This window comes from Dechloromonas sp. CZR5 (genome assembly GCF_008711155.1).
In the GTDB taxonomy this organism is placed as follows: Bacteria; Pseudomonadota; Gammaproteobacteria; order Burkholderiales; family Rhodocyclaceae; genus Azonexus.
In genome coordinates this window covers 110344-128629 of sequence record NZ_VUYQ01000004.1, presented here as the reverse complement: position 1 = coordinate 128629, position 18286 = coordinate 110344, and the positions used below count along the sequence as shown (strand labels likewise).

Sequence of the window (18286 nt, the reverse complement as noted above, 5' to 3'; positions counted from 1 at the left end):
AGCCCCAAATGGACCTGCGCAAAGGCCTCGCTGCCGCACTAAAATCCGTTCGAAAGAGTCGCCAATTGACTCAGGAAGACTTTAGCCTGGTATCGAGCCGGACCTACTTGAGTACCCTCGAAAGAGGGATCAAGAGTCCGACACTCGACAAACTTCAGGAGATTGCCGAAGTTATGTCGGTGCATCCGGCATCACTTGTGTTATTGGCCTGCGCCATTTCAGCAGGTGATAACACTGGGGTTGTGATCGATGCAATTGCAAGTGAAGCCAAGTCAATCCTAGCAGACAGAAAGTACTGATACTACCCAACAGCTGAGAGCTACGTTACCTGCCATTCAACTGCTGACGGGGTTCAACGGTAGCTTTCGTCAGCAGCGAAGGCAGTATCTGACCCTAAGCTGAATTAGCAATTCCGAACAGCAGGCTCTGAATGACGATGGGCAGCCGCCGTATCGGTGTCTGCTGTAAACACCTTCGTTAAATGAGACTGTGACCTCCTCCCGGCTAACCGAGCAGTCGACATTAGAGATTTCCGACTTCAAGGTGAGCGAACCGGAACTCGCTCGGGGTCAGGTTGCCCAGTGAGTTGTGCGGCCTGAATTCGTTGTAATCCACACGCCAGCGCTCGATCTTTTCACGGGCGTCGCTCGGTGACGCCCAGACCACCGTATTTCTTCTTCCAGTTGTAGAACGTCGCTTCGGATATGCCCATCTTGCGACAGACCTCCCCAACAGCGGTGCCAGACTTTGCCTGACGCAATGCAAATGCGATCTGCTCTTCGGTGTATTTCGATTTCTTCATGTCAAATCTCCTGCCCGGATGGGCGTTAAATTTGCCAGAAATCTCTACTTTTCACCGCTACGGTTTTGCGGGGGAAGATCAGTTTTGCGGGGGAAGGTCAACCTCATACTGAAACTCTGAATCCAATAGTCGCCCACCTGAATGAAAACAGCTCGGCGCTACGGGAGATCAATTATTGGGTTCGCGAATGACTGCGCGCAGCAAATCAACGTGGCGACAAATGAGCTTCAGCTTGAATTAGGCCCCACGATTGCTCTTTAGGGGTGTTTGCGCCACGCGCCCGGCGGCAAAATGCCTTCAGTCCGCATTAGGTCGCCGATGGCCTTCCACCAAGTGCCGCGATGCACCAGCCGGGCATGGTGCACACCATCGTCTAGCACCTGCGCCTTTGTCATCGCGGAAATAGCCTCCCAGTTCTTCTTAAGGACATAAGTGGCGTTGTTCACCTCTGTGCTCTCGAGCACATACAGCTCGTGTCGATCCCATCCATAAACCACGTACCGGGAGAAGCCATTGCGACCGACTGCGATGAAGTCAGGTTCGAAAGCCGTAATTGTCTTCACACGCTCGCGCAGTACGGCCTGGTCTCCTAGAGAAACGGTGCGGATAACGTGGTCGACGGCCGATTCAGCACGTGCCCATGGATACTTGCCAGGCGGTAGTACCTCCCAATTCAGGCGTCGGATCGGTGTCTGCTTCACTTCAGCCAAATCTTCCTTTACCAGGCGGCACTCTCCGAACAGTTCCACGAACATATGGACGGTATTGAGCAGCAGTTCCTCGTCGACTTCACCACTTCGGAACGGGCCGGCGACGATGACGAGTGTATCTGTTGGCGCCGTGCGTATCTGCAACTCTACGCCGTGTGGTTTTTTCCACGAGCGGGGATACCGCTTATACGGCACATCAACGATCTTCGACCGCTCCACGTAGTCGTAGCGACCGCGGAATTCCTTCCAAATCCATTCTCGCTGTCGGTAATGGGTCTCGAGCGGTTGGTCCTTGTGGACGATTTCCTCGCCGTCGGCGTTTCGCCGGCTGGCGATACCGAATTCACCGGATGGTAGGAGTTGTTCACCAAGTACAAGCGGTATGGAGAAGCCCACCTTGGCTACGTCGTCGAGTCGGTCCTTCAGATCGGTGAGCACAACGTAGAAGGCCTGACTAGGGGTGAAGGGCTTCAGGTGGTTCCCGATACTGCGTAGCTTCTTTCGAATGTACATGCCAGTCCTTTTGAAGCAATGGAGAAGACCAAAGCCCCCCCAAGGTGAGTCAATTGACTATGGTGTTGAGCAGAACAGTCCTGGCTTTATCAAAGTTGTAAGCCTCAAACGGCTTTAGTTCCGCTGCAATCGACTCGATAAGATCTGATAGTTCACCATTGAGCGCATGAAGTGCCAAATAGTCATTTTCGGAACGAATGATCTTACGGGTGCCGTCTGCGACTTCCAGTAACTCAGTTCGCGCTCGGTCGTTGCACAAACCGTTCAAGAATGTCTGTAGAGACACAAGCAGCGCTGGTTCTAAATAGCCAGGGAATTTCAGCGTACTAGTAGGAGCATGCCAAACCAAAGATGCGATATCGAAACTAGACAACTGTACTTCGTTATCTGCGTCATACTTCAACGTCTTGAGTAGACGAATAGCTTTTTTCGCGCCACCATCCGTTACGTTGTCTTTTGCGTTGATGTTTTCCATATACCGGAATGGAAAGTTTCCATTAAGTTTTCCTGCCTGAATATCTAGGATTTCGACGCCACGATCCCTTCTATTGCGACTACCTTGGTAGGTTGCGGTGTCATTCCAAAGTGCTGGCACCACATCGACACTGCGCGTAAGCGATCCACCTGAGACAGTTAGGCATTTTGCCCCCGAGTTATCCACGTCGGCTTGTGGAAACGCAGTTTTCAGAATTCTATGGCAATCATTACGCAAGTCTTTTACGACCTCAACGCTATTTTTGCTGCTAGGTACGTACGTCCCTGCTGCTGGTCCCGTGCTGTCATAGAGCAGGAAGTACGATGGGAAAACGAGCAAATCGACATCACTGTAGCGACGCAGATGAATATTGAGTGGAAGTGAGCCTTGCAGGTGCACTTCCACCTGCTTGTCGCGTGTTTTCATCCCGCTTGATATCTGGCCACTCACGCGCTCCCCCTGCTCATGGCTAATCACGGTATAGCGTTTCTCGACCTCCTGCATGGCGCCCAATGCATATTTTAGACTTTCCGATTGTGTGCGCTTCTCATAGGCCTCGACGAGATCAGCGGCATCTGCAGTAACGCTGTCATAGCTCTCGTTTGCAAATTTATAAAGCCCGGTTCCCTGGCGCCGCTCCTGAAGCTTAGTAATGCGACTGCTGTAATTTTTCCTACTCATTTCAACTCCGTATGAGCAACATTTTTCCGTGGGTAAAGCGACCGCTGCTATTGAAATACATGCCATCCGCTGTGGTTACATCTTCCGAGATATGCAATTCACAGTAGCCGACATGGGCCTTAAGCTCCGGCTGTCCTGGCTTAGGCTCATTCCGATAGCTATACATCAATATAAATCCGACACCATCCTGCTTAATGATTGATGCGGCGACGCTGTTCGAGCGAGACGCATCTGCCTCAGAGTGAACATGGATTTTTTCCCAAGACTGGGTAATGGTGATAATAGATTTCCACTGGTTGGTAGTCTGCCCTGTTTCGGGATCAAGAGTGGTTCCTTGGCATGTCCATTTTCCGTTTAAATCCGGGATACCAATGACTTTGTGAACGAGAGCTTTGCGCCAAGCCCACTTGTCAAATGCAAGATGTCCCAAGGCATAAAACATAGCTGCAGTTACCGGAATAACAATGGGATCAGGACCTTGATGGGTAAGACCCAATGCATCCGCTAAAGCAAAAGCGCCTGCTGCCAAAGATGCGATCAGCGAGCTCAGTAAGCCTGCCCCCACGCCAAGCCAACGTCCTATCATGGCTCGACTGTGTCCAATTACTGAATATTCGTGCTTGGTACTCATTATTTGATCTTCTTACTCTGAGGCGAAACTTATTCAGGGTCATAGAATATCGTCATTGAAAAATCGCTGCCAGCTTTTCTGGATTACCTATATAGCATGGTCGCAATCTGGAAGTGGAGTTCAGATGGATCGTCTTGCTGAACCTTTTCAGAGTTCAGCCAATGCTTGCCTAGAAACGGCAACTTTTCCACTATCCGTCTGTGCCTAAGATATCTTTTAGGCATTTCTGTACCGTTGCTCCCCAAAGGCATATCCGTTCCAAACTGGCACAGTTAAGAGGTCAGGGAGACGTTCGCTCATCACCAAGCAATGTACAAATCGTAGATAGAGAAAGATTACTTTTAGGAAACAACTTCTGACAGAAACGTAACTTTTAGGCCAGCTTCCTGTTGGTATCGCTCTCCTAAGATGACATCACGGTTGGACGAAATAGGTCCCCAAAAATCAACTCATTTCACAAGGAGAGAATCATGAAAACCAATCTGCCTAAAATCAGCCTGATCGTTGCTCTCGGCCTATCGGTCGCCACTACCGCCTACGCTCATGAAGATTATTCCGAGGGTGCCTCGCTACACTGGCTCAGCCACGTCGTTGAATCCGAGGGCTCACCGACTACCAATCAATTGGCTCCGTACGGCTATGCGGCAACGAAGGGAGCTGATCGCGAAGTCACATTGACGAGCTCCAGCAAATATCTAAACGTGACGCGCCTGGAAACCATCAAGATCAACATCGATGGAAACAGCACGGCCTGGACTTTCGATACGCTGGGTACTGCTGCTTTCTCGCTCGCCAAAATCATCCCCGGAATGGATGGCATCACTGTCTACGTTGCCCAAGAGCCGAGCGCCCAGGGAGGCTGATCAACCTGATAGAAGAGTGACCAAATCGTCATCGCTCGGTCGGCAAATTGTCAGGAGCATATCGGTAGCATCGGAATTGCCGTACAACTCTTATTGAGGAGATCAAGATGCTGAAAAAAATGTTGGTGGTTGCCATCATGAGCGCTGTTTCCATCACCGCTTTTGCGTCCGATGAAGCGCGCGCTGCTGCCAAGCAGGTGATCGAACTGAAGGATGGTTCGACGCTCTACATTTTCAAGGATGGCAAAATGGGGATGGAAGACAAAGTCGGCCGTGCCACCCGGATGAAGAAGGATACCGTGATGGAAACCAAGGATGGTCAGAAGATCATCATGCATGGGGACGAGGTTATGCGCCTCGATGGTCTCCTGCATAAGAATCATCAGGGCGGCTGAGTCAAATCATAACTACATTGTCACTGTACGGCTCCGAGAGGAGCCGTTTCCGTTTTGAAATACCGTTTGATCACCAGGCTCAGTTCGGCCGCCCACCGGTCACCTTCCCAAGTGCAGTTTTTTTCATACAGGCTAGGTGCCAGTTCGAGAAACATTGCAAAGACTTCCGGGTCAAAATGCGTATTGCTTTCCTGACCCATGATCGACAGCGCTTCTTCTAGAGTGCTCGCTTCCTTGTAAGGACGCACCGAAATCAGCGCATCGAAAACGTCAGCTATAGCAAAAATTCGGGCTGCCAACGGAATATTCACGCCGGATAGTCCATCTGGGTAGCCGAGGCCATCAAACCGCTCATGGTGGTGACGAATCGTTTGTTCGGCACCGATTAGCCAAGGATTTCCAGCAACGATCTCCACGCCAAGCGTTGCATGGGTTTGCATAATTTTGAACTCATCCCGATCCAGCCTCTCCGGTTTGAGCAGGATTCGATCGGGAATTCCGATTTTGCCTACATCATGCAAAAACGCTCCCAGCACCAAGTTTGAAATAGTCTCGTTTGGTATGTTCATGGCTTCGGCAATAGCGACCGCAAACAGGGTAACCCGATAATTGTGCGCATCGGTGTCGGCATCCCGCTTGGCAATTGCATTCCCCAGCGAACGAATCAGGGACAAGTTGGCGTCGAGCAGTTGCTGCGACAAAGTATTGGATCGTCGCAACATTGCCAACATGAGCGGATACAACAACATTGCCGCAGCCGGCACTGACAGGCTTGCCGCCAATGCCACATGCCAGATTGACCGCCGTCTTGCCTCAATATCTTTTTCCGATATTCGGCTGATCCCTTCGACGTAACCAATCAAGCGACCGTTTTCGGCAACCAGGGGTAACCGCACCTGGATCAACTCTTCAGACCCAATCCTATGACGCAGCGAGTAACTTTCCCCTTGTGTCGGCCAGAGAGGTATGACATTTCGAAGCGAAGTGAAGCTTGTCTCGGGGAGTGCCCCCCAAGTTTCAAAGAGTACACGCCTGTCGTTCCCAAAAACTCTCATACCGACCAATTCTTCATTCAGGAGCCGAGTCAGCTCCTGATGGCCGATCGCATCCTGCACACCCGCCAATCGCATTGCTGGCGATTCGAAGTGGCGCACCCCGGCAATTGCCAACGCCTTTCCCCGTAACTCGGCTTCGTAGGAGGCTACCCAATAGGCAACGCCACCGGCCAAAATCCCGATTACCAAGGCGCCCAAGCCGAGTCGAAGAGCCAAAACGAGACGTAAACGGCGCGGTGTATCAGGCAGTGCTAAGCGATTCATTTGAGGTTCTGCAAGAGTTCCGTGAAGTGCTTGAAGTGTCCGCTGACGCGGTCCAGCGAGAACTGGTACATCAACGAATTTTCGGAAAACTTCTCTCGCTCGACATTCATTTCCACTGTATTGCCATCCGCTGCAGCTTGATACGGCACATGGTATTTCAAAGGAAATGGAGGAGCCGGAGCGCCTCCCAACAAATGTCCGGAAGCGGTGGTAGCCAACGACAACGATGCGGGTGCCCCTTGGAGTATTTGAGCCACTTCTTCAATATCAATATCGACCGCCTTGTAACCGGGGGTATCGGCGTTGGCGATATTCGAAGCCAGGAGCTGCTGGCGATAGGCGCGCACCCCAAGCATCCTTTGCTGAAAATCGTGACCAGCATGGCCGCCTCGACCGGCCGCTCCCGTTTCTTGACTACCGTAAGCACCATGTCCGGCCTCAGCATTGACGGCTCTCTGTGTTGCCGCCTGATTCAGTGCATCCGAAAATGCCGCATTGTTGGCATTGCCTGGCGGCGTACCATGCCCTTCGTGCCCACCTTGTATCAGAGTCGGAGATTTGTTCGCCATAGGCAGAACTGATGGAGCACCAGCCATCATGGATTACTCGTTCATGATCAGAATGGCTCTTACCGGATCAATCTGGCCGACTTCATGCCATTTCAATTCACTGTAGGTCACAGGCAATTCGGCCAAGCAACCATGATTGCATTCCACGACCCAGCGCCTCTGGAGCACACCCAGGCAATAGTTGTAACTCAACTGCTTCGGGTCGCAGCCAACGGCCATCGCCAATGTTCGGCAAACACACCGATCACCATGCTCTGCCGATTTGTGGATTTCCATGGAATAAACCAGCAAAGCCCTGTTACCAGAACCAATCTTTCGAATGTTTACTTCCCATCTCTCGGATGGAAATGCTTGCTCTTGTCTTTAGCGGGATTCGACTTGTCCACTTTCGCCTCCGGCATGCTTTGCGGCATACCCGTCTTTTCCTGTACATGGGAATGCGGCTTTACCTTGTCGGCCTGCGCTTCGGCAGCTTTCGGGGCTGCTATCTTGTCATCGGCGAAAGTGGTACCGCTCATTGCAGTACCAGCAAACAGAAAAGCCGCTATAAATGAAGAGACTCTCATGATCATGGCTCCTGGGTTTTGGGAAAATCTGTTCACTCCGAATTACCTGGGCAGCGTCAGTGTGGATGGCCTACGCTGTCACACCGGTGACTTATCAATTACATTGATGTCAGGAAACATGCTTGGATCGAACCTACTCGCGGGATAACTCGGACAGCAGCCGATTCTGATATTCCACCTTCTCGTGCATACAGCTTTTCCAGTAAGTACACAGAACATTCCCTTGTTCGCTCAGTGATTGCCAAGGCTGCTCAGTAGAAATAACCTCCGGAACCGATGTCGTCTGCAACAAGCCTTGCAGCATCGCGAAATGCACGGCCACTATCTTTTCTGCGTAGCTGCCGCTGATCTGAACAATACGAAGGGTTAAATCCAACTGCGAACCCAATTGATTCCGGATTCGTTCGAGTGATGGCGTCATGATGCTCTCCTTACTAATCAACGTTGATACCTCGGTAGGCAAATCAAATCTATCGCTCAACTAGCCACATTCCGCCTTCGCACCTGCTCAAGATAAAGCGGGGCAATGATCAATCATCGAGTCACTTCATCTGTCTGCCATCCGAATGCATACAACTCGTCCTGGCAGCAACGAATCTCGCAACTCCGAATACTGAGTTCCCAGTTGTCCCGCCATTGATTTGTAGGGGTCATCTTGAAACTGCCTGACTGTCAAACCGGTGACTATGGAATTACAAATTCGTACATGAATTGCAATCTTCCTTCCCCTGGAGTGGCTATCCCATCGATTGGTGTTTTTTGGAAAGATATCGCCAACATCTTGTTGAAGGGTGAAGGCCCTAGTTACACAAAAGCAGGGTCTTCAGGGAAGGCATGTAGGAAAAAAACAGCGAGAGGAAATGTACTTGCACAATCTCTTGCGCGATCACGAGGCATCGATTCGAGGATAAAGCTGGAATGACCTACCTATCGATACTCCAACACCTGTCTCACTCCCCCCTAAAGATGAAGGCCCTGCCAAGTTATGGCAGGGCCTTCATGGCAACCACACAGGAGGAGAGTGGCCGCCGGGGGGGGAGTAAATAGACTAAAACTTGCTATTTAGGTATCGAGCTCGCCAATTCGATGTGTGCCGCAGCCAGTTGCTGCGCTTCCGCAGCGACCTTTTCAAATTGATTTGCAAGAGAACTACAATGAGCAAACAAATGTGTCGAGTCACCCTTCGCTCGATTTCCGTAAGAAAAAGCCATTTTTCGATGCAGTGCTGCTTCAGCCCGATAATCCGCTGCCTTTTTGGCAAAATAATCAGCAATTCGTTGATGTTCCGCAGGAGTGGATGCTCCGGCAATACTCTCCGGAATATCACTATTAAATGGGATTGAACTGCAAGCGGCAAGCATAGCTAAAGCCAAAGCGCCCAAAATAATTTTGAGATTTTTTGTCATATCAAGCCCCATATAAAAACCACGTCAGATAGAAGCCTAAATTCCATTGCCTGTCGCGATGATGAGTACGGGATTACAAATCGCTCATGAAAAAGTCAGGATTGCGCGACATTCGATTTTTGACATCCAGACATCTGTTCCTCATTTCCTCTGTCAAGCCGCCACTGCTTGACCAGCGCATAGACCGCCAGGATTACCGAAGGTCAGGAGAGTCGAGGAAATCATGCCACCGACCATCGGTACGGTGATACGGCCCATTGCTCCGGAACCGGTCCCTGCAACCCACGCAATCTGCAGCAGCCCAGAGGAGCGAATGTGCCTCGCATCAGGCGATGATGTTGAGCAAATAGCCCGTGTGTTGGCCTTTGGCCTTGATCACAACTTCTGAAACAGGCTGCTCGTTCTGACGATGTTTGGCTAACACTTCAACTTGATCAGCTTGAAGTGCAGCCTTTTTAAAGCGGAAGCCTCTCGATTCTCGGCTGTAGTTGAATTTGCGGATGATGCCGGGAAACTACGGCTGACGGTATCAATTGACATAGGAACTCCTCTCCTGATTCGAGCATCAGGACGAATGAACCCACTTGCCTGTCAAGACGATGGCCAGCGCATTATCAAATTATCAGCAAGAAGTCATGAATGCTCGAACTAACTGGCGTTCAATGCGTTATCAATAGCTCCATTGATATCCCGGAGACACAGAAAGACCAGCCTCTTTCGCCGCTCATACTCCATTTCGGATACTCGCCACTGTGGACAGTAAGGAACACTGAGCTCCCTCTCCAGCAAACAACGTACGTTATCGATCACCGACGGCAAGATTCGAATCTGCCGCAATAGATCGGACAGTACGGATTGAAACACCTCGCGATGCCAATCATGTGTTGATGTGGTCAATGCAACCAGAATGGCAACGCAGTCGTTTATTTCAAGAGGCAATTCCTCATCAATTAAACTTGGAGCGCGCATGCGGCAACCACGATCATTGAATGCCGATCTTGCGCTGTTCAGCACGTACATAGGCGGTGATGTGTGCAACATCATCGGGAGTTACTGAGGGAACCGGAGCCATATCACCATAGGGCCAGTGATGGGCTCGGACACCATTTTTCGCTGCAAGTTGAAATGCAGCATCACCATGGTGCGACGGCTCATAAATCTTGTGCAACAGAGGAGGCCCCTTCTTGTCGCCTTTATCGACGCCTTTCAGATCGGCGCCGTGACAACTTGCACAGTTCTGCAAAAACAGGGATTTCCCTTGAACCGGGTTGGGCATTAGCCCTGGACTCGGCTGCGGTACCTGCCAGCCCTGCGCGAAGGACAAGCTTGCCACCAGCGAAAGCAGCGCGGCAGAACCGGCCTTGATGTTGTGTTTAATCATTCGAACCTCCTAAGTTGCCATGCCTGCCATGCTCCCCGTGTCCAAATAGATGCATCAAGGGGCAAAGTAGGAGCAATAAATAAATCCAGCGTCCGGCAAGATGCTCCCAATGCTCACGAATCACGAAGAAAAGGAGAACTACCACCAGCATGGCGATGCTGATTGAGACGCGGGAACGGTACCAAAGCCTTGTGTGTGAGCGAGTATCCGGGGACATGAATCTACTGTCCGAAAGCAGGGAATCAAACATACGAGTACGACCTCAGCTTTCCAAATTTCTGGCGATTCGCCACTGTTTGACCAAAGCGTAGATCGCCGGAATGACAGCCAAGGTCAGGACAGTCGAGGAGATCATGCCGCCAACCATCGGGGCAGCGATACGGCTCATTACTTCGGAACCGGTCCCCGTACCCCACATAATCGGCAGCAGGCCAGCCATGATGGCAACCACCGTCATCATCTTGGGACGAACCCGCTCGACAGCGCCTTCCATGATGGCATCGTAGAGATCATGCACACTGGGCGCCTGCCCCTCGGTACGGCGTTTGGCTTTCACTTCCTCCCACGCATGATCGAGGTAGATCAGCATGACGACACCGGTTTCTGCTGCCACACCGGCTAGCGCGATAAAGCCCACGGCGACTGCCACTGACAGGTTGTAGCCAAGCAGCCACATCAACCAGACGCCGCCGACCAGCGCAAACGGCACGGACAGCATGACGATGATGGTTTCGGTGAGGCGCTTGAAGTTGAGGTAGAGCAACAGGAAGATGATGAGCAACGTGACTGGCACGACGATCTTCATCTTCTCGATGGCCCGCTCCATGGATTCGAACTGGCCGCTCCAGGTAGCGTAGTAACCCGGCGGGAACTTCACCTTCTCGGCGACCGCCCTCTTGGCATCGGCCACATAGCCACCGATGTCCCGGTCACGGATGTCCACGAAGATATACGCCGAGAGCAGCGCATTTTCGGTACGGATTCCGGGCGTCCCCTTGGCCACTTCAACCTTGGCCAGCTGGCCGATCGGAATCATTGCGCCCCCCATGGTCGGTACCAGTACTTCACGGGCGATTTGCTGCGGGTCGGAGCGCAGTTCACGCGGGTAGCGGATGTTCACGCCGAAACGCTCGCGGCCTTCGACGGTGGTTGTCACCATCTCACCGCCCAGGGCCTGGCCGATAACCTCCTGCACGTCGCCGACGGCCAGGCCGTAACGGGCCAACTGGGCGCGGTCCGGCTCGATATTGAGGTAAAAACCACCGGTGATGCGCTCGGCAAAAGCAGAAGTCGTTCCCGGCACAGTTTTGACTACAGTCTCAATCTCCCGAGCCAGTTTTTCCATCTCACCCAGGTCTTTACCGAAAACCTTGATGCCGATCGGCGTGCGGATGCCAGTGGACAGCATGTCGATACGTGCCTTGATCGGCATCGTCCAGGCGTTCGATACACCGGGGAACTGCAAGGCTTTGTCCATCTCGGCAATCAGCTTGTCGGTGGTCATTCCGGGACGCCACTCGGACTCTGGTTTCAAGTTGATCACCGTCTCGAACATCTCGGTCGGCGCTGGGTCAGTGGCCGTATTGGCGCGCCCGGCTTTACCGTAAACCGAGGCCACTTCCGGGAAGCTCTTGATAATCTTGTTCTGGGTCTGCAGCAGCTCGGCGGCCTTGGTGATCGACATGCCGGGCAGCGAAGCCGGCATGTAGAACAGCGTACCTTCGTTCAGGGTCGGCATGAATTCCGAGCCCAGCTTACTGGCGGGGTAGATCGATACAGCCAACGCGATCAAGGCAGTCAAGATGGTCGTTTTCTTCCAGCGCATCACCCAGGCGATGATCGGCCGATAAGCCCAGATCAGCGCACGATTCACCGGGTTCTTTGCCTCAGGCATGATCTTGCCGCGTATGAAGAGCATCATCAGCACCGGTACCAATGTGACCGACAACAAGGCAGCACCAGCCATGGAAAAGGTTTTTGTAAAGGCCAACGGCGCAAACAAGCGGCCTTCCTGGGCTTCCAGCGTGAACACAGGCAGGAAGGAGACAGTGATGATGAGGAGCGAAAAGAACAGTGCCGGGCCAACTTCCTTGCACGCGGCAATCATTGCCTCGATACGTTCCGCGTGACCGTGCTCTTCCGGAAGTCGCTCGATATGTTTGTGGGCATTTTCGATCATCACGATCGCCGCATCGATCATCGCGCCGATGGCGATGGCGATGCCGCCCAGGCTCATCAGGTTCGAGTTCATACCAAGCAAGCGCATTGAAATGAAGGCAATGAGGACGCCGACCGGGAGCATCAGGATGGCAACCAGCGCACTGCGGAAATGCAGCAGGAAAACAATACAGACCAGCGCGACGATTAGACTTTCCTCGAGCAGCGTGCGCTTCAGCGTATCGATGGCACGATGGATCAGTTCCGAGCGGTCGTACACCGTCTCGATAGTGACACCCTCCGGTAGGCCTGCCGATATTTCGCCAATTTTTTCCTTGAGGTTATGAATGACTTCCAGCGCATTCTGGCCATAGCGGGCCATGGCAATGCCGGAGACGACTTCGCCTTCGCCGTTCAACTCGGTCAAGCCACGCCGCTCGTCCGGAGCCAGTTCGACGCGGGCGATGTCGCGGATCAGAACCGGCGTACCACCTTGCGCCTTGACCACAAGATTCTCGATATCGGCCGTGCCACGCAAATAGCCCTTGCCGCGCACCATGTATTCGGTTTCAGCCATTTCGACGACACGACCACCAACGTCACGGTTCGACTCACGGATCACTTTGGAAACGGCGGCCAGCGGAATACCGTAGGCCCGCATCTTCACCGGGTTGACGGTGACCTGATAGGTCTGCACGAAACCACCGATCGAAGCCACTTCGGCGACGCCGTGCGCCTTGGTCAGTTGGTAGCGCAGATACCAGTCTTGCAGCGTGCGCAGTTCGGCCAGCGTCTTGTCCTTGGCCAGCACGGCATATTGATAGACCCAGCCGACACCGGTGGCATCGGGACCGATCTGCGGCGTGACGCCCTTGGGCATGCGGCCGGCGGCGAAATTGAGATACTCGAGCACCCGCGAACGCGCCCAGTAAATATCGGTACCGTCCTCGAAAATGACGTAGACGAAGGAGGCGCCAAAGAAGGAGAAACCGCGCACGACCTTCGATTTCGGCACCGACAGCATGGCGGTGGTCAACGGGTAGGTAACCTGATCTTCAACGACCTGCGGTGCCTGGCCAGGGTATTCGGTATAGACGATGACTTGGACATCGGAGAGGTCGGGCAGTGCGTCGAGCGGCGTCTTCATGACTGCGACGACACCGCCGACAATGACGAACAACGTAGCGAGCAGGACGAGGAAGCGGTTGCGACCCGACCATTCAATAATTTTTGCGAGCATGCTATTCCCCGTCAGTGACCGGCATGGGAATTGGCTGCCGCACGCGGGGCAGCAGAGACAACGGGCTTGATGGCAGTAACCACCCATTCACCGGGCTTGCGCTCGACGAACTCAAAGGAAACCAACATGCCGGGCTTGAGTCCGCTCATCAGGGCTGGCGTCGCCACGACGAACTCCATGGTCATGCCTGGCCACTTGAGACTGGCTACCGGGCCATGATTGAGCGTAACCAATCCAGCTTTCGGATCAAACGCTTCAACCGTACCCTCCGCCTTGTGGCCGACAGCAGCCGGCTTGACCTCCTTATGTCCGGCATGTTCTCCTGTCGGCACTGCTGCGGCAGTATCTTGTTTGGGTGCGCCGCCACCATGGCTGGCATGGCCAAAACCACCGACCGCAGCCTTCAGATTGCTTTCTGCATCGATCAGGAAGTTGGCGGCAACCACCACCGGCTCGCCATTCCTGATTCCTTCCAGCACCTCGACGTAGTTGTCGCCACGCTGCCCGATCTTGACCTCACGCGGCTCGAATCGCCCTTCCTTGGCCTGAACCAGCACGATACGGCGGGTGCCGCTGTCGATGACGGCCGAGGTCGGCACGGTCACCACCTCACCCTTGGCGCCCACCGGCAGTTCGACCTGGGCGAACATGGCCGGCTTCAGTAGCTGACCTGGGTTCGGCAACTCGACGCGCACCGGTACCGTCCGCGTTTCCGCCCTAAGGGTCGGATACACATAGGTAATCGTGCCTTCAAAAATCTTGTCCGGGTAGGCATTGATACGAATCTTGGCCTTAGCCCCCGTTTTGACTTGACCAATATCCTGCTCGAATACCTCGGCAACAACCCAGACGGCAGACAGATCTGCTATCTGATAAAGGGCTTCACCCGGCTGGAAGCGCATACCCTGCAGTGCCTTCTTCTCGGTGACAATGCCGGATACCGGAGAACGGAAGGTCAGTGTGCGGCGGGCCTCGCCCGACTTGGCCAGCGCCTTGACCTGCTCGTCCGAAATATCCCAATTCTTGAGGCGCAGCAAACTGGAATCGGCCAGTTGCTTCATGCCATCCTGGGCGGAACCACCAGCTCCTTTGAGGGACTCGAGCCCTTGGGCGGCAATTGCGTATTCACGCTGTGCCGAAACCAGTTCCGGGCTATAGACCTCGAACAGCGGCTGTCCCTTGCCCACCGGCTGACCGGTAACATTGACATGCAAGCGTTCGACATAGCCTTCGAATTTGGGGGAAATTGCAAAGATGCGGCGCTCGTCTGGTTCAACCCGACCCGCGGCTCGCACAATTTTGTCGAGGGCGCGCAATTGGGCGGCCTCAGTACGCACCCCGAGCTTCTGCACTTTCTCGACACTGATCTTGATCTGGTTGGCAGCAGCCGGTTCGTCGTCCTGTTCGTCTTCGTAGACCGGGATATAGTCCATCCCCATCGGGTCTTTCTTGGGTACCGGCGAGGTATCGGGCAAGCCCATCGGATTGCGGTAGTAGAGCAGCTTGCGTTCTTTCTTCGTCGGCTCTCCGGCGGTAACCGTTGCGTGCGTACCGGAAGCCTCGAGCATCGCGCTTTTGCTGCCTCCCAGCCAGTACCCCCCGCCTCCTGCGATGGCAAGCGCCAGTACCCCGATGCTCAGTCCTGCACCCTTGTTCATAGTTCTTCCCCTAACAATCGTTCGATCTCGGCCAGTCGCACCTGAGCGTCGACCTGTGCCTTGAATTGATTTTGTTTGGCCTGACGGATTTGTCGCTGTGCATCGAGCAAGGTAGCGAAGTCCACCTTTCCCGTCTCATAACCGGCCAGAGCCGCCTGGAAAGTCAGTTCCGATTGCGGAATCAGACTGCCCGCCAGTAGATTTTCAGTACGGCGAGCCGCCTCAAGGCCAGCCAGGCTTTCCGCCAACAAAGCGGTCACTTGGTTAACAGTGAGTTCCTTACGGGCTCGGGCGGCAATAAGCATCGATTCCGATTCCCGCTCCTGAGCGCGACGCGATGCCTGCTGCAACGGGATATTCAGTTCGAGCATCAATTCCCATTCCTTGACAGCACTCTGATACTGAATGGGCGACACGCCCAGCGTGAAATCCGGATAGCGATTCTTGTAGGTCAGGTCGCGGGTTTTCTCGGCGGCCTTGATTTTCGATTCGTCGGCGAAGAGCTGTGGATTTTTGGCTCGAACCCGCTCTTCAAGCTTGGTGAAATCGAGCATGGCCGGTGCCGGAAGTTTGCGTAACTGGCTCGGTTCGGCCAGTTGGGCAGTAGTCGGACGCGACAATAAGGCGTTCAGGCGCGCACGCTGATACTGCTGCTCGGATTCGAGGGCAATCAACTCATTGCGCATGTTGGTCTGCTCGACCTGGGCGCGAATAACATCTTGCTGGGCTGCCAGGCCGCCAGCGTAGCGAACTTGGGCAACTTTCTCCAGGCGTCTCATCAGATCGAGAATTTCCCGGGTCAGACGCTCATTCTCACGGAGGTAATAGAGTTGGGAGAAATTGACCTTGATGCGCCCGGCAATATCTGCCCAAACACCCAACGCCCGGCCCTTGGCGCCATCCGCCTCCAATTCGGCAATCTCGCGCTTGAGATCGCGCTTGCCGTACCAGGGAATATCCTGCATTAGTAGATAGCGTGTGCTGCCAACACGGCTCGGCTCGAGCGTTGCGCTTTGTTCCCCGAAGCGGGTGATATCGCGCAACTCGGTCCTGAGCTTGGGATCGGGCAAAGCACCGGCAGGGACCACACGCTCCGCCGATGCATCTGCTTCCGCCTGCATGGCGGCAAACTCCGGATTGCGTGACTTGGCGTAGGCCAGCAGGCTATCGATGTTGGCGCCGGGCGCAACTTCCTGGGCCAGAGTCGGCGCTCCGAAGCCGATCATGCCGAGCAACGTAATGATGGTTAAATGTCGAAACCGACGCATGCGACCTCCCTTTGATACACCATGTCAACTAACAGCGCCAGTCGCCATGCGATCCGGTACCGTTCAATATTTGTTGTTATTTAGCCGCTTCGAAATGAACGAGGGTGAGCGCGCCATTGACGGTGTCGGCCATGAAACGGATCTTGTCCCCGGACTTCAGTTGCTCGAGCCAGGCGGCATTACTGACCTTGAAGACCATCGTCATGGCTGGCATATTTAGATTGGTGAGCGGGCCATGGGAGAGCGTGATCTTGCCGGTCGCCTTGTCGATTTTCTTTACCTGACCGTCGATCATCTGCTTTTCCGCCGCACCGCCCTGAGCTATACCGTGCCCGGCATGGTCGCCGGAAGCGTAGGCAGGTAGCCCAAGCTGCGAGGCGAAAGCGATCAATGCTGCGGCGATGAATTTGTTGTCCATGAGGTTTCTCCTGTCGGTGTTGAATCAGTGTTTGGCAAAAATGGTGCTCTCACCGGCGGCCAGAACCAGCAGCGTGCGATAGGGAACCGGTTTTGCGCTCTCCATGCCGGGCGATCCAGGCGGCATCGATGGAACCGCAATGCCGATTGCCTTGGGTTTTTCCTTGAGCAGGCGTTGAACATCGGCCGCCGGAACATGCCCCTCAACGGCATAGCCGCCCACCTTGGCGGTATGGCAGGAACCGAAGTGGTCGGGCATACCCTGATGCTTGCGGGCTTGTGGAACATCCATGACGACATGCGTGCGAACTTCGAAGCTGGCATTTTTCATGTAGTCGATCCAGTTGCCGCAGCAGCCGCAACTTGGGCTTCTGTAGACATCGATCACCTCAGCCGCCGATACAGCAGCAGAACTCACCCCCAGAAGGGCTAGCGTTGCAAAAGGAAGGAATAATCGGTTTATGGCGTTGGCTCCGTTGGCGTAATGTGAGTGCAGTATGTTGGTCACTGACCAACAAATAGCTGACCCACAAATTACATTTTCGTAATCTGTGAAATCCGCTTAATGCTTATGGGTACTGTGGTCGTGACCCTTTGCATTCTTCGCTACAGACTGCAAAGCCTCCGGCTCAGTGTGACGACTCTCATGGCCTCCAGCATGATCGTGCTCCGCCATGCCGCCATGGAAATGGCCATCACTGGCAGCAACCAGTTGCTCATAATCCGCTTTCGCCATGAGCGGCATTTTTTGCAGGAAAGCAACCAGATCCCAGATTGCTGCATCCTCCATTCCGCCCGACGACCAGGCTGGCATGCCTGAGGCCTTGATGCCGTTCTTTATGATCCAGAAGTCGCGGGCTGCATTGCGCGGTGCGGGAGACAACTCGGATTTGGCAGACAGATTTGGCGGCGTCGGATACAGACCTTTACGGATTTCTGAATCGGCCATTTCCGGAGCCAAGTGGCAGTCCACGCACATCGCCGCATAGTTTCCGGCGCCACGGCGCACTCGCTCGGTGTCTGTGAAATTCTCCGGAACATTGATATCGGATAGCCGGCTGGCAATCGATCGTTCGCGAGCGAAGGCCAAAGTCTGGTAGATGAAAGAACTGTGCGGTTCGTTTGCCGCCACATTGACGACACCCGAGGCGACAACGATGCCGCCGGTGGCGGCGCCGATGCCCAGTGCAACCATGGCGCCGACTATGAATTTATTCATGATTTATCTCCGTGGG

The 18286-nt window shown here is 53.9% G+C and carries 21 protein-coding genes and 1 pseudogene; 3 read left to right on the top strand and 19 right to left on the bottom strand.

Annotation, left to right across the window (positions count from 1 at the left end; all coding sequences use genetic code 11):
• Positions 1-8: 8 nt before the first annotated feature.
• On the top strand, positions 9-299 hold the full coding sequence (locus F1002_RS12710) for a helix-turn-helix domain-containing protein (protein WP_150429419.1): 291 nt from the start codon (positions 9-11) through the stop codon (positions 297-299).
• Between the two features lie 223 nt (positions 300-522).
• Here the strand turns inward: F1002_RS12710 and F1002_RS21515 are convergent, their stop codons facing one another.
• The 5 genes and pseudogenes from F1002_RS21515 to F1002_RS12690 form a co-directional block, all read right to left on the bottom strand.
• On the bottom strand, positions 523-666 hold the full coding sequence (locus F1002_RS21515; RefSeq protein ID WP_191090394.1) for an integrase core domain-containing protein: 144 nt from the start codon (positions 664-666) through the stop codon (positions 523-525).
• Positions 641-802, bottom strand: a pseudogene (locus tag F1002_RS21005) (transposase); the annotation flags it as partial. The pseudogene F1002_RS21005 and the gene F1002_RS21515, both read right to left, overlap by 26 nt.
• Before the next feature lie 257 nt (positions 803-1059).
• A complete protein-coding gene (locus tag F1002_RS12700) occupies positions 1060-2025 on the bottom strand; it encodes a hypothetical protein (protein WP_150429417.1) in 966 nt (321 codons plus the stop codon).
• 49 nt (positions 2026-2074) lie between these two features.
• Entirely contained in the window at positions 2075-3181 is a 1107-nt protein-coding gene (locus tag F1002_RS12695; protein WP_150429416.1) for a hypothetical protein, read from the bottom strand.
• 1 nt (position 3182) lies between these two features.
• A complete protein-coding gene (locus tag F1002_RS12690; protein WP_150429415.1) occupies positions 3183-3812 on the bottom strand; it encodes a hypothetical protein in 630 nt (209 codons plus the stop codon).
• Positions 3813-4282: 470 nt separating this feature from the next.
• Between F1002_RS12690 and F1002_RS12685 the strand changes: the two genes are divergently transcribed.
• Both F1002_RS12685 and copK read left to right on the top strand, forming a co-directional pair.
• Positions 4283-4675 carry a CzcE family metal-binding protein gene (locus F1002_RS12685; protein ID WP_150429414.1) on the top strand — a complete coding sequence of 131 codons (393 nt, stop codon included), beginning with the start codon at positions 4283-4285 and terminating at the stop codon, positions 4673-4675.
• A gap of 107 nt (positions 4676-4782) precedes the next feature.
• Positions 4783-5070 carry a periplasmic Cu(I)/Cu(II)-binding protein CopK gene (gene copK / locus F1002_RS12680; RefSeq protein ID WP_150429413.1) on the top strand — a complete coding sequence of 96 codons (288 nt, stop codon included), beginning with the start codon at positions 4783-4785 and terminating at the stop codon, positions 5068-5070.
• Positions 5071-5090: 20 nt separating this feature from the next.
• Here copK and F1002_RS12675 read toward each other — a convergent pair whose 3' ends face one another.
• The 14 genes from F1002_RS12675 to F1002_RS12610 form a co-directional block, all read right to left on the bottom strand.
• Entirely contained in the window at positions 5091-6389 is a 1299-nt protein-coding gene (locus tag F1002_RS12675; protein ID WP_150429412.1) for an HD-GYP domain-containing protein, read from the bottom strand.
• Entirely contained in the window at positions 6386-6988 is a 603-nt protein-coding gene (gene flgB / locus F1002_RS21260) for a flagellar basal body rod protein FlgB (protein WP_223879586.1), read from the bottom strand. The genes F1002_RS12675 and flgB overlap by 4 nt, the downstream gene beginning before the upstream one ends.
• A gap of 3 nt (positions 6989-6991) precedes the next feature.
• A complete protein-coding gene (locus F1002_RS12665) occupies positions 6992-7234 on the bottom strand; it encodes a hypothetical protein (protein ID WP_150429411.1) in 243 nt (80 codons plus the stop codon).
• A 47-nt stretch (positions 7235-7281) separates the two neighbouring features.
• A complete protein-coding gene (locus tag F1002_RS12660; RefSeq protein ID WP_150429410.1) occupies positions 7282-7524 on the bottom strand; it encodes a hypothetical protein in 243 nt (80 codons plus the stop codon).
• Between the two features lie 133 nt (positions 7525-7657).
• Positions 7658-7945: a hypothetical protein gene (locus tag F1002_RS12655; RefSeq protein ID WP_150429409.1), complete on the bottom strand. Its 288-nt coding sequence runs from the start codon at positions 7943-7945 to the stop codon at positions 7658-7660.
• Between the two features lie 637 nt (positions 7946-8582).
• Positions 8583-8930: a hypothetical protein gene (locus tag F1002_RS12650; protein WP_150429408.1), complete on the bottom strand. Its 348-nt coding sequence runs from the start codon at positions 8928-8930 to the stop codon at positions 8583-8585.
• A 982-nt stretch (positions 8931-9912) separates the two neighbouring features.
• Complete coding sequence (locus F1002_RS12645) at positions 9913-10311, bottom strand: c-type cytochrome (protein WP_150429407.1); 399 nt, start codon at positions 10309-10311, stop codon at positions 9913-9915.
• Positions 10304-10462 carry a DUF2933 domain-containing protein gene (locus F1002_RS12640; protein ID WP_223879607.1) on the bottom strand — a complete coding sequence of 53 codons (159 nt, stop codon included), beginning with the start codon at positions 10460-10462 and terminating at the stop codon, positions 10304-10306. Before F1002_RS12640 ends, F1002_RS12645 begins: the two co-directional genes overlap by 8 nt.
• A 111-nt stretch (positions 10463-10573) precedes the next feature.
• On the bottom strand, positions 10574-13708 hold the full coding sequence (locus F1002_RS12635; protein WP_150429405.1) for an efflux RND transporter permease subunit: 3135 nt from the start codon (positions 13706-13708) through the stop codon (positions 10574-10576).
• Between the two features lie 11 nt (positions 13709-13719).
• On the bottom strand, positions 13720-15366 hold the full coding sequence (locus F1002_RS12630; RefSeq protein WP_150429404.1) for an efflux RND transporter periplasmic adaptor subunit: 1647 nt from the start codon (positions 15364-15366) through the stop codon (positions 13720-13722).
• Positions 15363-16592 (bottom strand): TolC family protein, encoded by a 1230-nt coding sequence (locus tag F1002_RS12625; protein WP_223879606.1) that lies wholly within the window; start codon positions 16590-16592, stop codon positions 15363-15365. The genes F1002_RS12630 and F1002_RS12625 overlap by 4 nt, the downstream gene beginning before the upstream one ends.
• A gap of 118 nt (positions 16593-16710) precedes the next feature.
• Positions 16711-17052 carry a copper-binding protein gene (locus F1002_RS12620; RefSeq protein WP_150429402.1) on the bottom strand — a complete coding sequence of 114 codons (342 nt, stop codon included), beginning with the start codon at positions 17050-17052 and terminating at the stop codon, positions 16711-16713.
• A gap of 24 nt (positions 17053-17076) precedes the next feature.
• The gene (locus F1002_RS21255) at positions 17077-17559 is read right to left on the bottom strand and encodes a DUF411 domain-containing protein (RefSeq protein WP_223879585.1); all 483 of its coding nucleotides are present in this window, start codon (positions 17557-17559) and stop codon (positions 17077-17079) included.
• A gap of 54 nt (positions 17560-17613) precedes the next feature.
• Positions 17614-18270 (bottom strand): cytochrome c, encoded by a 657-nt coding sequence (locus tag F1002_RS12610; protein WP_150429401.1) that lies wholly within the window; start codon positions 18268-18270, stop codon positions 17614-17616.
• Positions 18271-18286 lie beyond the last annotated feature (16 nt).

Bases quoted from the DNA above. Each gene is read 5' to 3' on its own strand.
- F1002_RS12690 (WP_150429415.1), bottom strand. From the start codon at position 3,812: ATGAGTACCAAGCACGAATATTCAGTAATTGGACACAGTCGAGCCATG.
- F1002_RS12650 (WP_150429408.1), bottom strand. From the start codon at position 8,930: ATGACAAAAAATCTCAAAATTATTTTGGGCGCTTTGGCTTTAGCTATG.
- F1002_RS12675 (WP_150429412.1), bottom strand. From the start codon at position 6,389: ATGAATCGCTTAGCACTGCCTGATACACCGCGCCGTTTACGTCTCGTT.
- F1002_RS12660 (WP_150429410.1), bottom strand. From the start codon at position 7,524: ATGAGAGTCTCTTCATTTATAGCGGCTTTTCTGTTTGCTGGTACTGCA.
- F1002_RS12700 (WP_150429417.1), bottom strand. From the start codon at position 2,025: ATGTACATTCGAAAGAAGCTACGCAGTATCGGGAACCACCTGAAGCCC.
- F1002_RS12655 (WP_150429409.1), bottom strand. From the start codon at position 7,945: ATGACGCCATCACTCGAACGAATCCGGAATCAATTGGGTTCGCAGTTG.
- F1002_RS12640 (WP_223879607.1), bottom strand. From the start codon at position 10,462: ATGCTGGTGGTAGTTCTCCTTTTCTTCGTGATTCGTGAGCATTGGGAG.
- F1002_RS12695 (WP_150429416.1), bottom strand. From the start codon at position 3,181: ATGAGTAGGAAAAATTACAGCAGTCGCATTACTAAGCTTCAGGAGCGG.
- F1002_RS12630 (WP_150429404.1), bottom strand. From the start codon at position 15,366: ATGAACAAGGGTGCAGGACTGAGCATCGGGGTACTGGCGCTTGCCATC.
- flgB (WP_223879586.1), bottom strand. From the start codon at position 6,988: ATGATGGCTGGTGCTCCATCAGTTCTGCCTATGGCGAACAAATCTCCG.
- F1002_RS12645 (WP_150429407.1), bottom strand. From the start codon at position 10,311: ATGATTAAACACAACATCAAGGCCGGTTCTGCCGCGCTGCTTTCGCTG.
- F1002_RS12610 (WP_150429401.1), bottom strand. From the start codon at position 18,270: ATGAATAAATTCATAGTCGGCGCCATGGTTGCACTGGGCATCGGCGCC.
- F1002_RS12685 (WP_150429414.1), top strand. From the start codon at position 4,283: ATGAAAACCAATCTGCCTAAAATCAGCCTGATCGTTGCTCTCGGCCTA.
- F1002_RS12665 (WP_150429411.1), bottom strand. From the start codon at position 7,234: ATGGAAATCCACAAATCGGCAGAGCATGGTGATCGGTGTGTTTGCCGA.
- F1002_RS12710 (WP_150429419.1), top strand. From the start codon at position 9: ATGGACCTGCGCAAAGGCCTCGCTGCCGCACTAAAATCCGTTCGAAAG.
- F1002_RS12625 (WP_223879606.1), bottom strand. From the start codon at position 16,592: ATGATCGGCTTCGGAGCGCCGACTCTGGCCCAGGAAGTTGCGCCCGGC.
- F1002_RS12635 (WP_150429405.1), bottom strand. From the start codon at position 13,708: ATGCTCGCAAAAATTATTGAATGGTCGGGTCGCAACCGCTTCCTCGTC.
- copK (WP_150429413.1), top strand. From the start codon at position 4,783: ATGCTGAAAAAAATGTTGGTGGTTGCCATCATGAGCGCTGTTTCCATC.
- F1002_RS12620 (WP_150429402.1), bottom strand. From the start codon at position 17,052: ATGGACAACAAATTCATCGCCGCAGCATTGATCGCTTTCGCCTCGCAG.